Origin of the sequence: Bacteroides sp. 4_1_36 (genome assembly GCF_003466325.1) — a bacterium.
Taxonomy (GTDB): Bacteria; Bacteroidota; Bacteroidia; order Bacteroidales; family Bacteroidaceae; genus Bacteroides; species Bacteroides uniformis.
This window is the reverse complement of record NZ_QSOX01000024.1, coordinates 41,609-53,714: the sequence shown is the minus strand read 5'-3', so window position 1 is coordinate 53,714 and position 12,106 is coordinate 41,609. Positions and strand designations below refer to the sequence as shown.

The following is a 12,106-nucleotide window of genomic DNA, read 5'->3' as shown; positions in this document are numbered from 1 at the left end:
GCCGGGATTAGTGTTGGATAATCATTTTGGCCCTTTCCAGTGCCACATTTATGTTCGGACAGATATTTTCTTCGCCCAACAGCTCATAGAAGCCCGATTTTTCCAGTACCTTATGTACCTTTTCATTGACACCGGAGAGCACAATGGTTATTTTTTCCTTTTGGGACATCTCACAAAGGCTTGTCAAGTTGTGGATACCGGTAGAATCGATGAACGGAACTTTACGCATGCGGATGATGCGCACTTTGGGGCGGTCGCCCAGCCGCGCCATGATTTCTTCGAATTTGGTGGCGATGCCGAAGAAGTAAGGACCGTTTATTTCATATACTTCCACATCCTCGGGGATTATCAGATGCTCGTCATTGCTTGCAATGTCCGATTCTGCATTCGGGTCTATTTCATCTTTGATGACGGATATTTCGGTAGTCTCCATGACGCGGCGCATAAACAGCACGCAGGCAATCACCAGACCTACTTCAATGGCAATAGTCAGGTCGAAGATGACGGTCAGGAAGAAAGTAATCAGCAGTACCGTGACATCCGATTTAGGATTCTTCAATAATGCCTTGAACGTACGCCAACCACTCATGTTATAGGATACTATGACCAGTACACCCGCCAGGCAAGCCATTGGGATATACTGTGCCAGCGGCATGAGGAACAGTAGGATAAGCAGCAATACCACTGCATGCACCATGCCTGCTACGGGAGTTTTTCCTCCGTTGTTGATATTTGCCATGGTACGCGCGATGGCTCCGGTGGCAGGGATACCGCCAAACAGCGGGGTAGCCATGTTGGCAACACCTTGTGCTATCAGTTCCGTGTTGGAATCGTGTTTGTCGCCTATCACACCATCGGCCACGGTGGCAGACAGCAAAGATTCGATGGCACCCAGTACAGCGATTGTAATGGCTACGGGGAACAAGTTCTTTATCGCTTCCCAATCCAGGGCAGGCATCACGGCATCCGGCAGTTCGGCACGGATGCTGAAACGGTCGCCGATGGTATCGATACAATCAATGCCTCCATATACTTTCATCAGCCAGACTGCCACTGTCACCACGATGATGGCAATAAGTGACCCCGGTATCTTCTTCGAGAACCGCGGTGTAATGGCAATGATGAAGATACTGACAATACTTACAATCGTGTTCCACCAGTTAACGGTATCGAAATGTCGGAAATAAATCATCCATTTTCCTACAAAGTCTCCCGGAACTTTCTCTCCTCCGAACGTCAGCCCGAAAATGTCGGCAATCTGCGTAGTGAAGATGGTGACGGCAATACCGCTTGTAAAACCTACGATGATGGGATAGGGGATAAACTTAATGACAGCTCCCAGCTTGAAAACTCCCAGCAGGATAAGCAGTACGCCTGCCATCAGTGTGGCGACAATAAGCCCCGATTCACCGTATTGCTGGATGATGCCATAGATAATGACGATGAACGCACCGGTCGGTCCTCCAATCTGTACCTTGCTCCCACCCATCAGGGAGATGATGAAACCAGCTATGATAGCCGTAATGATACCTTTCTCCGGTGATACGCCGGAGGCGATACCGAATGCAATGGCAAGCGGGAGGGCAACGATACCTACAATGATACCTGCCATCAGGTCTGCCATGAACAGTTCTTTAGAGTAATTTTTTAAAGCCGTGTATAGCTTTGGTCTGAATCCGAACGCTTTCATTATAATCTACTTTTTTATACGTTTTTTTATACAGAATGTAATGTATATATTGCAAATTGCCTGCAAAAGTAGATAAAATAATGGATATTAGTGAACACAACTGTGATGTATTTTGTTTTCCTTATCAGATATGTGCTATTAATTATGTCTGAAATGCCTCTTCGGGTTATCGGTGAAGATAGATTCTTTCTATAAGACGATAAATAAATCCGATGGGGCAGAGGTGTGATTATTCCAAACTAAATTCGTAATTTTGTGTTGTTTATAAACAGTACGAACGACATTTATACGTAATTATATTAACTAATAAAAAAAGAGACTATGGCTAAAAGTGTTAAAGGAACTCAGACTGAGAAGAATCTGCTGACTTCATTCGCTGGTGAATCACAAGCAAGAATGCGTTACACTTATTTTGCAAGTGTAGCCAAGAAAGAAGGTTACGAACAAATCGCCGCTATTTTCACAGAAACGGCTGACCAGGAAAAGGAACACGCTAAACGTATGTTCAAGTGGCTGGAAGGCGGTATGGTGGAAATCACCGCTTCTTATCCTGCAGGTGTTATCGGCACTACCCTGGAAAATCTTCAGGAAGCTGCTGCCGGCGAACACGAAGAATGGTCATTGGATTATCCTAAGTTTGCTGATATTGCAGACGAAGAAGGTTTCCCCGAAATCGCTCTTATGTACCGTAACATCGCCATTGCCGAAAAGGGACACGAAGAACGTTATCGCGCTTTTATCCAGAATATAGAGACTGCCAGCGTATTTGCCAAGGAAGGCGAAGTGGTATGGCAGTGCCGCAACTGTGGTTTCATCTACACCGGTAAGGAAGCTCCTCAGGTATGCCCGGCTTGCTTGCATCCGCAGGCTTACTTCGAAGTAAAGAAGTCAAACTATTGATGATAATTTCCTCATAGAGAGAACAAAGTCCCGCAGAGCGAAAGCAAGCTCTGCGGGGCTTTTTGTTTGCTGTGACAGTCATATAGCTTGTAATTGCTGCACATTTGCTGCAGCGTCACTGCAAACAAATTGCAGTGCGACTGCAAAACTGTTGCAGTGCTGTTGCAAATCAATTGCAGTGCTGCTGCAAACCGGTATGCAGTGACGCTGCAAAAAGTATGCAGTCGTTTTGCAGTGGCTGTACAGTACGACAGCAAGCTGTGTATGGCGATGCTGCAGCGGGCAGAGAAGGATTAATAGCCGGTTGTTGGAGATGTAGGGGGATTAATGGTTGCTTGGAACACTATTGAAAGTGCTTCATAACTGTTGGCAGCATCGGTTATTTCAAGCAGTTTCTCCCAGTTGGCTACCGGTTCCGTCTTGTGGTTGATGCGTTTTTCGGCTTTTATTCTTAATGTTCCGTCTTCAGTGGTGGCTTGGACAATGAAAGCGCCGCAGTCGTTTTCTACTTTTACGTTCAGTCTTTCCAGGCCTTCGGGAGAAATTCGATAACCTTCCGGCAGATTGACTGTGATGTCCCATTGGTAACAACGGGGCATCTCCCAATAAATGTCCTCCTTGCGCAGGCGTTGTTCGCCTTTCAGCTCTGGCTGTGACCCTATCAACCGACCTACGGAGAGAACAAAGTTTGTACCCGCTTTCTTTACGTATCCGTCCAGTACATAGTCCACTTGATAGGCAAGTGCCGCACTGTCTGCCCGGTTTCCGATGCTGAAAAGCTGGTAGCCGAGGAGTGTTTCCAGTCCTTCTTCCGAGCCATGATAACCGATGATTTCATTACGGTAACGCTCTTTCTCCTGCTCCCGTTCACGGCGGTAACTTTCGCGCAGGTCGGCATGGAATTTTTCTTTGGTTTCGTCGTAGATGGTGGCTGTAATACCCAGTTGGCGACGAACGGAGTTGTAAAGGTCCTCGTCCATAATGAGGTAGGGTTGGAAGTGTTCTTTCAGTGCACCGCTCATCTCTTCCCGGCGGCTGATGTGGAGAGTGGTGCCGCTTATAGAAGCGTTTATGGTAGCCATATCCCGGTTGTCTTGGGGGGTGGTGGAGGGAAGGGTAAGGCATGTGTTGTCTTCCAGTATGGCTTCTTCGCCTTGCAGGCTGGCAGACACTTCACCGGGAACAGCATAGCAGGCCGGTGGAGTATAGCATTTTCCGTTGGATTCCAGATAGATAAACCAAGTGGTATTGCTGTAGTTGATGAGCTGGTCCAGAGGCTCCCGGGTATCTTTGGTCGTGATTCCTGTCCGGTGGGGAATACCTGCTTTTTCCAGAAGTTCGTGCATCAGCAGGATGAAACTGGCGGGAGTATAGTCTGCACCGTTTTCCATATACCGGTAATAGCAGTATTGGTAGAGATAGTCCATCAGTTTCTTATCGCTCCATCCTTCGGCTTGACGGGCTTTGAGGGCTTTGGATATTTCGCCTTTCCGTCCGCTGCGCAGACCGGACCAGTTGGTGCCGGGAGCCTTCATGGAGGCACGTGTGTCATCTGTCATCAGTTTTGGATTGGGGTTGGCATATAGTCCCGGCTTGCGGGCGCTGGGTGGCATCCAGGCATAGGGTGTCTTGCTGTTGTAGATGTACATCAGAATCATGGGCGTTTGCCGGGCACTGTTGTACCAGAAGTCGGGAATGACACGTCCGGAGTCTCCGGTATGCAAGTCGAGGATATGGTTTCCTTCGGTATCGGTGCTATGGTCGAAGTCCCTTGCTCCGTTCAGGCAACGGTAGAAAGTGCTCAGCTTGGGGTCTATCTCGCAATGGACGGAATAGGCAAGCAGAGGATAGCTGTCCATAAAGTAAAAACCGAAAGGTTCGGGGTTCTGGTTGTTCAGTATGGTGTATCGTACGAAGAACAAGTCGATGATGTCTCCGATTTCCAGTCCGGGTACGGCCAGCTTGTTCCATTTCTCTTGGATGTTGTGGCTACGTGGGTGGCCGCCTTCATCGGTTTCCATGTACTCCTGCGGGGCTGTTTCCTGAATTGTTCCGTCCGGTTTGATGATGCGCACACCCAGTATACGCTGTTGTTCATTGCGGGTGTAGCGTTCTTTTTCCTGGGAAAGGAAGCTGAACTGTGACATCTCTTCCAGTGCACTTTGGCTGTTGATGTATACCATTTGGCGGTAGATGCTGCGGCAGGTTATCTGTTGTTTGGTCAATCCCATTCCCCACCAGTCCAACTTGGTTTTCCGGGTTACCTCCAGACGGCTGTGTGCGGCAAGGATAACGGCGGGTTCGTTTCTGTATTTCTCGGGTACAGTCATATTTTTAAAGTCGGGCAGGTTCAGCGACCATACTTCATTGCGCACTTCGCTTACGAGCGCAGCATATTTGTCTTCTTCCTTTTGGGCATTTAGTCCCGAAGTGGCAAGTAACATCAGCAGCAGTAGGAAAGAACGTGTTGTTTTCATGGTGATGGCGTTTTATGTTCAATTATTTGTTTAAAGGGTGCTTTGCCGGATTACTATCTGTTCGTTGCAGGCTTTTTTCCATTGTCGCAGGGCATCATTCCAAGCAGGGATAAGAGCAAGTGGAATACGTTTTCTGCGTATCTCCATCACTTTTCGGAAGTGGATATATCCTGCTCCGGCGCGGTAGGAGCAACTGAGGATGCCCTGATTCGTTTCAATGTGAAAGTCTGCAGGCAAATAAGACACGGCATATCCTTGTGGAATATCAATCGTTACCTCGCGTATAATACGGCATCTCCACGGCAGTAGGTAATCCTGCTTGCGGCGGGTGGTGTCAATGGGCTGGTGGAAGAAGTCTTCGTGCGGGTCTGCTTCGAGGCAGTACTCTCCATCGGCCGATTGTACGGCAGCGGTATTGTTTATCTGATTGTTTAGCAGGTCTGTCTGCTTCTCCTTGGGGGTGTCATGGTAGAGACTGAGCAGGTATTCCTTGTATTCGCCCGTACTTACGCGGATGGCGGTGCCTTTCAGGGTAGGGGGATTGCTGTCCGTCATCAAGCGATAGTGATAATTGAGACTGTCCGTAGAGGTAGAGGCATCCTGCTGGGGAAGAGTCAGTATCAGGCAGCTGTCTCCGTTTTCTACCAGTGCTTTTCGGCCTTGTATACCTTGGGGGATGTCTTCGGGCGGTAGGTATCGGTAGGTGGCATCCAGGCAATATCTTTTCCCTTGATGGAAAAGAAGGCAGAAGGCATGGTTGATGGCAGCCAGTGTCGGCACTTCGTCGGGAGAACTGGCGATGTCGTCCGTACCGATATAGGCCATTCGGGCATCGAATCCTTGGGCTTTCAGCAATGTGCGCAGCAGGAGTGCCATTCCCTTGCAGTCGCCGTAACGCTTGCGCAGCACTTCGGCAGGCCGGTCGGGCCGATGTCCTGCCAATCCGTTTTCAAAGGCGATGTAGCGTATGTTCTGCTGTACGTAGGCATAGGTGCGGCGTATCTTCTCCAGTTCATCGGTGCATCCGGCAGTAATTTCATCCGTCAGCATTTCGGCTTGGGGGAGAGTGCAGTCCACCTCGGCCAGTCCGTTCAGCCAGCGGTACATGGCCTGTACATCGGCAAAGGGACCGGTCACCAGCAGATGGGGATAAAGGCAGTTGTCTGCGGGAGCAGCTTCTTCCTTTCGGGTGGCAGGCACTCCTTTTAAGGTGTAGACAAAAAGGGAATCCCCTTCCTTATTCACGCTCTTTTCACACCGGATGCCGGGACCGAAGTTCTTCTCCACCAGCCGGAAACGGGACAGTGCGGCAGGAATGGTGACGGTGATACGTTTCTTGCGGATGAAGTATTCCTCCGGAAAGTAGATGTGTGTAAAGTAGCGCAGGTCATGGAAGGTACGGTTGAACTGTACGGCCGCCTTTTTCCCCTGCCGGCTTAGGGAGAGGTTGAAGTAGCAGATACGGGTATCGTCGAAGAATACATTTTCCGGTGTGGCATGGCGGTGGATGGCTTTGGGGGCAAGTACTCCCTTAGCTTTGGCTTCGTCCAGGGAGATGAATTCGCCATAGAACATATGAGGTTGTACGGTAGCTCCCATTCGTGAAGCTTCATATTCGGTCTTTCGGGTGTTTTGTACGATGGGGTTGTTTCCCGGGCCTTCTTTAAAAACATAGCTGTCTTCACAGCAGTTGATGATGATATTGTCGTCCATCGTCTGACTGTAGAGACAGCTTGAGAAAATATACAAAAAAATGAAAGAGAAATATTGTTTCCTCATGATGGAGAGGATTTATGTTTATTTCTTGGCGTGCGGATAGTCTATCGTGTAGTGCAGTCCGCGGCTTTCCTTGCGTTCCATGGCTTGCTTTGTTATCAGGTATCCTACGTTTATCATGTTGCGCAGTTCGCACAGCTCTCGGGTAGCCTTGCTCCGCTTGAAGAGTGCTTCTGTCTCCTCGTAAAGTATGTCCAGTCGGTTCCAGGCACGTGTCAACCGGGTATTGCTGCGGACAATACCTACGTATGCCTCCATAATCTGGTTCACTTCCTTCATGCTTTGTGTGATGAGGACACGTTCTTCGGTGGAAATGGTACCTTCGTCGTTCCATTCGGGAATGTCTTCGTTGAAGTCATAACGTTCCAGTACGCTCAGCGCGTGTTTGGCTGCCGCGTCGGCATAAACCACGGCTTCAATCAGTGAGTTGCTTGCCAGACGGTTGCCACCATGCAGTCCGGTGCACGAACATTCGCCGATGGCGTACAGGCGGCGGATGCTGCTCTGTCCGTCCAAATCCACCTTGATGCCACCGCAGAGATAATGGGCGGCGGGGGCTACCGGTATGTATTCCTTTGTAATGTCTATACCGATGCTGAGGCATTTCTTGTATATGTTAGGGAAGTGCTTCTTGGTTTCTTCGGGGTCTTTGTGGGTGACGTCCAGATACACATGGTCCTCACCGCGCTGTTTCATTTCGTTGTCGATGGCACGCGCCACGATGTCACGCGGGGCCAGCGAGAGTCGCGGGTCGTACTTCTGCATGAATTCTTTTCCGTCTTTGGTACGCAGCACGCCGCCATAACCGCGCATGGCTTCGGTGATGAGGAACGAGGGGCGGTCTCCCGGATGGAAAAGAGCTGTGGGATGGAATTGGATGAATTCCATGTCTTTCACTGCTCCCTTGGCACGGTAGACCATGGCAATGCCGTCTCCCGTGGCCACCAGCGGGTTGGTGGTATGGCGGTAAACGGCTTCGCAACCGCCCGTTGCCATGATGGTGACTTTGGAAAGGAAGGTATCCACCTCGCCCGTCGCTTCGTTCAGCACATAGGCACCGTAGCACTTGATGCCGGGGGTGTGGCGGGTAACGATGATTCCCTGGTGATGCTGGGTAATGATTTCCACAGCGTAATGGTCGGTCAGTACGGTGATGTTGGGGTGTTGCTTCACAGCTTCAATGAGGCTGGTCTGTATCTCTGCACCCGTATTGTCCTTATGGTGGAGGATGCGGAATTCGGAGTGGCCGCCTTCTTTGTGCAGGTCAAACTCTCCGTCCTCCTTTTTGTCGAAGTTCACTCCCCATTTGATAAGCTCCTTGATTTGTTCGGGGGCATTGCGCACCACCTTCTCTACGGCTTCACGGTCGCTTATCCAGTCACCCGCAATCATGGTATCTTCGATATGCTTTTCAAAATTGTCTACGGCCAGATTGGTGACAGAGGCGATACCTCCTTGTGCAAAATAAGTGTTTGCCTCTTCCAAACCTGCCTTACAAATGAGGGCTACTGTTCCTTTATGCGCTACTTTCAGCGCAAAACTCATACCGGCAAGTCCGGAGCCGATAACGAGAAAATCGAACTTTCTTACCATAGGTTTTGTGTATTAAACGCCGCAAAGATAGTGTAAACCAAACGTAGAGCAAAATAAGCGGGCTTATTTTTATTTGTTATGTAAGGTATTGTTTCAATACTTCATCCAGGGATTTTTCTTTGGGCAATTCCATGTTCTTGCGCATGCGCGAACGGACTACGTTTACACTATTCCGGTTGATTCCCATGATAAGGGCTATTTCGTCGGTACTTTGGTTCATGCAGATGAGCATGGCCAGCAATTCTTCGTTGCGGGTCAGTTGAGGATAACTTTCGCGGAGCTTGGGCAGATAAGAAGGATGTATGGTGGCAAACGACCGGCGGAATGTGTTCTCATCTTCCCTGCTGAGCAGGCTTTGCACGGTGAGCTGGCGAATGGAGTTGAGGTTATTGGTAGCCATGGCCCGTTCTATTTCTTCCGTCAGTTGTTCGTTGCGGCGGTTCAGGTCTTGCTGCCGGGTAATGAGGGTCTGTATTTCCCGTTTGTTGTTTTCTATAAGCTGGTGGTTGGCCTTCCTTCGGATGATGAAATAGGCTGTAGTGGTGATAAGTAGCAACAGTAATGTAATGGAGATGCAGATGTTGTAGAACAACTGCTGTTGCTGCCATTGCACTTGTGCCGAGAGCAGTTTGTTTTCTTTCTCTTTTTGGTTGGCATCAAACCGGATGTTGGCTGCTGCCACAGCACGTTTCTTTTCGTTATTGTCCAGAGAATCGGCAAACTGTCGGTTACGGATGTAGCAACGAGCAAAATCGTCGTTCATGCCTTTGGCCAGATAGTAATCCATTAATATCTCGTTGGCATCGCGGCCTTCCATGAACTTCATGTTGATGAGGTCTTGTGCAGCCCGGTCTATCAGGTGTATGCCGTTTTGCTCCTTCCCGGTTTGCAGTAAGGCCCGGCCTAGGTGGAGGTTGAGTTGGTATTTGGCCCATTGGGGCATCCGCACGGTATCGGGACAGATGCTAAGGGCAAGTTGCAGTGCTTTTTCCAAAGAGTCGGGATAGTCCAGATAACTGTTTACCGTTTCTACTTTGTTTACGAATACGCCCTTAAAGCTGTTTTGTATCATTGACAACTTTTCTCCCAGCCTGAGGTAGTGGAATACAGAGTCCTTTTGATTCATGTTACGAAAGATCTGGGCACGGTAGCGGTACAAGTCTCCCAGTCCGAAGCTGTCTTTCAGCATGGAGTAGTATTGGGCTTTTTTGTTCATTTCCAGGGCCTGGTCGTACATACCCAGTTCGGCGTAGAGATTAGCTTGTTCTCCGTAGGCAATCACTACATTTCCAGGTGCTATGCTGTCGTTGTAAGTGGCTATGGCTTCTTGGTTAGTGGCTATAGCTTTCTCGTATTCGCCACTGAGGTGGTAATAGATGCCCAACCGTGACATTATCCGCAGCATGTTCGGGAAGTTTCCACCTTTCCGGTAGACATCTATTGCTTTTTCCAAAATTTGGATAGCTTTGGGTAGATTGTTTCCGGAGTACATGTAGACACCGCTTATGATTTCTGCCTGCCGGATAAAGTCATTGGCACTGGTACAGACCGGTAACTGGAGGTAGTCTTCTGCCAGTCGGACAGCTTCCGGGTTATTGCCATACAGTTGGTTCAGTCCGGCCTTGAAGCTCAGCAGTTCGTGCGGGCAATGTTCGCGGATGAGGGGATGGTTCCCAATGCTGTCCATATAGTCGATGCCGTCTTTGTATTGTTTGGTGTTTATGTAATTGTTCCCGCAGGCATTAAATATCTTGCGGGCATAGTAAATCAGGGTATCTGTAGTTCCGTTTTTTTCTGCCGATTCCAGGATTTCGGGCAAGGTCTGTTTGGCAAGATCCAACGTTTGTCGCGCTTTGTTTTCGAGTAGTAAGGCATTGATTTGTTGAAGGACATTGTTCCAATGCCTCATTTCGTCTTGTTCCGAAGAGGTGGAGCGGTTGGTGCAGGCTACAGCTACGAGAATCAGAAGTAAAAATGAAAGTTTTTTGGCATTCATATTTTGTGGACTGTTTGTTTTGTAAGGCAAAGATATAATTTCTTAATTTAAAATTTACAACAATGGACTTGTTTTTTGTTTCTTGTTAATTATTTGATAATAAATATAATATGAAATTGTATATCAGATTGTATATCGTATTCTTATGGTTAGGTTGTGCATATTTTGCAAATTTGTATCAAAACGATTGTAAATATGTATAATGGTGAAATAAGATACAATGAAAACAAAGAAAACAGTGACACCTTTTAATATGCAGGAGATTGCCAGAGCTTTGCGCGAAATGATTTCGGAAGATTCTCCCAATGCTTCGGAGGCTTTGTTGTCCGGAACTCGTGAGGCTGTATTCCGTGAAATCTTTATTTTTCATTATCCTTCTTTTTTAGAGAAACTTTATCAGTCTATTCCGGAGGTGGATAAGGATGAAGAACTGATATGTATGCTGGTAGCTCTTGGACAGTCTGTAAAGGAGATTGCAGAACTGATTTATTTTTCGCCGGAACGGGTAGAATTGTTATGTGCTTCGGTCTGCCGCAAGCTGAATGTGACGGAAGTTCGAGAAATGGAGATACTAATGAAGAAGTTGTTATCATAAAAATACGTACCTTAGCGGCAAAAATCAGATAAAATGAATCGAATCTTTCATGCGCGCATTGCTATGGGGCAGTATCTGTTTCTCATCCTGATAGGTATTCTCGCCGTCTATATGCTTTGGTACAAGTCTCCGTTCCTGGCTGCTATTTTCATGCTTTGGCTGGTGGTTATTATCGAGAAGCTGATTCATACCACCTATACCGTAACGCCCGACGGGAAGTTGGTGCTGTCCTTCGGCCGTTTCTCCCGGAGTAAGGAAATTCTGATGAAAGACATCACTTCTGTGGAGCGTGCTTCTTCCATGCAGGTAGGGCGGTTTGCGGTGATGCGCTATGTGCTCGTGAAATATGGCGAGGGCAAGTGTGTAGTGCTTCTTCCCGTCAAGGAGGAGGAGTTTATCCGGTTACTGGAGGAACGGAGAGGGTGAGCAATAGGGTGTGCCCACGTATGCGATTCCGTTTTAATCTGCCGTTATCGGTTCCATGGTAATGTCTCCTGTGTAGCTTTCCGGAGTTGTTTGTATGAACTTTCCCTTTATCTGTTTTTCCGTTTTTGTATATTCACCTGCGAATGTCAGCGTATAGGTAGCTACAAGCTTGCTGTAGTGTAGTGTTCCTTTTATGATGAGCCGACAGTGAGGTTGTATGCTGATGGTGGAAGTACTGCTGTTTGGACCTTTGGCTTTTGTTGTTTCGCTGCCATATTTTATGGTTGCCCCACTTAACAATAGTTCATCTCCAAACATGTAAGGGGTATTGACGAACACATCTTCTTCCCCCATCCATACAAATGCTTCGGGGTCGTTGCTCTGAAAGGTGGTTTCCTGCCATGTGTCTTCGAAGGGGGAGTTTGTGGTGGTGATACTATTGTTTAAATTGTTTTCCATGATGAAGGGCAGGAGCTCTACATCATACGTACTGAATCCATCCCCTTCTTCAAAAGAGTATTGAATATCTTTGAACAGATATTTTTCAGCATCTTTAATTTCGTCTTTATCATAACAGCCGGTCGTGCAAACAATCAGCATGGCGGACAATACGAGGTGGAATAGTTTCTGTTGTTTCATAGCCTTTACTTTTT

Annotated in this window: 9 protein-coding genes; 3 read left to right on the top strand and 6 right to left on the bottom strand. The window is 48.0% G+C overall.

Going from position 1 to position 12,106, the window contains the following annotated elements:
- Positions 1 to 7: 7 nt before the first annotated feature.
- Positions 8 to 1,690 (bottom strand): SulP family inorganic anion transporter, encoded by a 1,683-nt coding sequence (locus DXD65_RS18140; protein ID WP_005825218.1) that lies wholly within the window; start codon positions 1,688 to 1,690, stop codon positions 8 to 10.
- Positions 1,691 to 2,011: 321 nt separating this feature from the next.
- On the opposite strand from DXD65_RS18140, the gene rbr reads away from it, so the two are divergent.
- Positions 2,012 to 2,590: a rubrerythrin gene (rbr, locus tag DXD65_RS18135; RefSeq protein ID WP_005825226.1), complete on the top strand. Its 579-nt coding sequence runs from the start codon at positions 2,012 to 2,014 to the stop codon at positions 2,588 to 2,590.
- A 293-nt stretch (positions 2,591 to 2,883) separates the two neighbouring features.
- Here the strand turns inward: rbr and DXD65_RS18130 are convergent, their stop codons facing one another.
- The 4 genes from DXD65_RS18130 to DXD65_RS18115 all read right to left on the bottom strand — a co-directional run bounded on the left by DXD65_RS18130 (position 2,884) and on the right by DXD65_RS18115 (position 10,432).
- The gene (locus DXD65_RS18130; RefSeq protein ID WP_057281507.1) at positions 2,884 to 5,067 is read right to left on the bottom strand and encodes a DUF3857 domain-containing protein; all 2,184 of its coding nucleotides are present in this window, start codon (positions 5,065 to 5,067) and stop codon (positions 2,884 to 2,886) included.
- Between the two features lie 30 nt (positions 5,068 to 5,097).
- Positions 5,098 to 6,846: a transglutaminase domain-containing protein gene (locus DXD65_RS18125; protein ID WP_057089628.1), complete on the bottom strand. Its 1,749-nt coding sequence runs from the start codon at positions 6,844 to 6,846 to the stop codon at positions 5,098 to 5,100.
- Between the two features lie 18 nt (positions 6,847 to 6,864).
- On the bottom strand, positions 6,865 to 8,436 hold the full coding sequence (gene nadB, locus DXD65_RS18120) for an L-aspartate oxidase (RefSeq protein WP_005825234.1): 1,572 nt from the start codon (positions 8,434 to 8,436) through the stop codon (positions 6,865 to 6,867).
- Positions 8,437 to 8,512: 76 nt separating this feature from the next.
- Positions 8,513 to 10,432, bottom strand: a complete 1,920-nt coding sequence (locus tag DXD65_RS18115; RefSeq protein ID WP_005825236.1) for a tetratricopeptide repeat protein — start codon at positions 10,430 to 10,432, stop codon at positions 8,513 to 8,515.
- A 220-nt stretch (positions 10,433 to 10,652) separates the two neighbouring features.
- On the opposite strand from DXD65_RS18115, the gene DXD65_RS18110 reads away from it, so the two are divergent.
- The gene (locus DXD65_RS18110) at positions 10,653 to 11,027 is read left to right on the top strand and encodes a helix-turn-helix transcriptional regulator (RefSeq protein WP_005833976.1); all 375 of its coding nucleotides are present in this window, start codon (positions 10,653 to 10,655) and stop codon (positions 11,025 to 11,027) included.
- 33 nt (positions 11,028 to 11,060) lie between these two features.
- Positions 11,061 to 11,453: a PH domain-containing protein gene (locus DXD65_RS18105; RefSeq protein ID WP_005825240.1), complete on the top strand. Its 393-nt coding sequence runs from the start codon at positions 11,061 to 11,063 to the stop codon at positions 11,451 to 11,453.
- 33 nt (positions 11,454 to 11,486) lie between these two features.
- Here DXD65_RS18105 and DXD65_RS18100 read toward each other — a convergent pair whose 3' ends face one another.
- The gene (locus DXD65_RS18100; protein ID WP_005833978.1) at positions 11,487 to 12,092 is read right to left on the bottom strand and encodes a hypothetical protein; all 606 of its coding nucleotides are present in this window, start codon (positions 12,090 to 12,092) and stop codon (positions 11,487 to 11,489) included.
- Between the last annotated feature and the right edge of the window lie 14 nt (positions 12,093 to 12,106).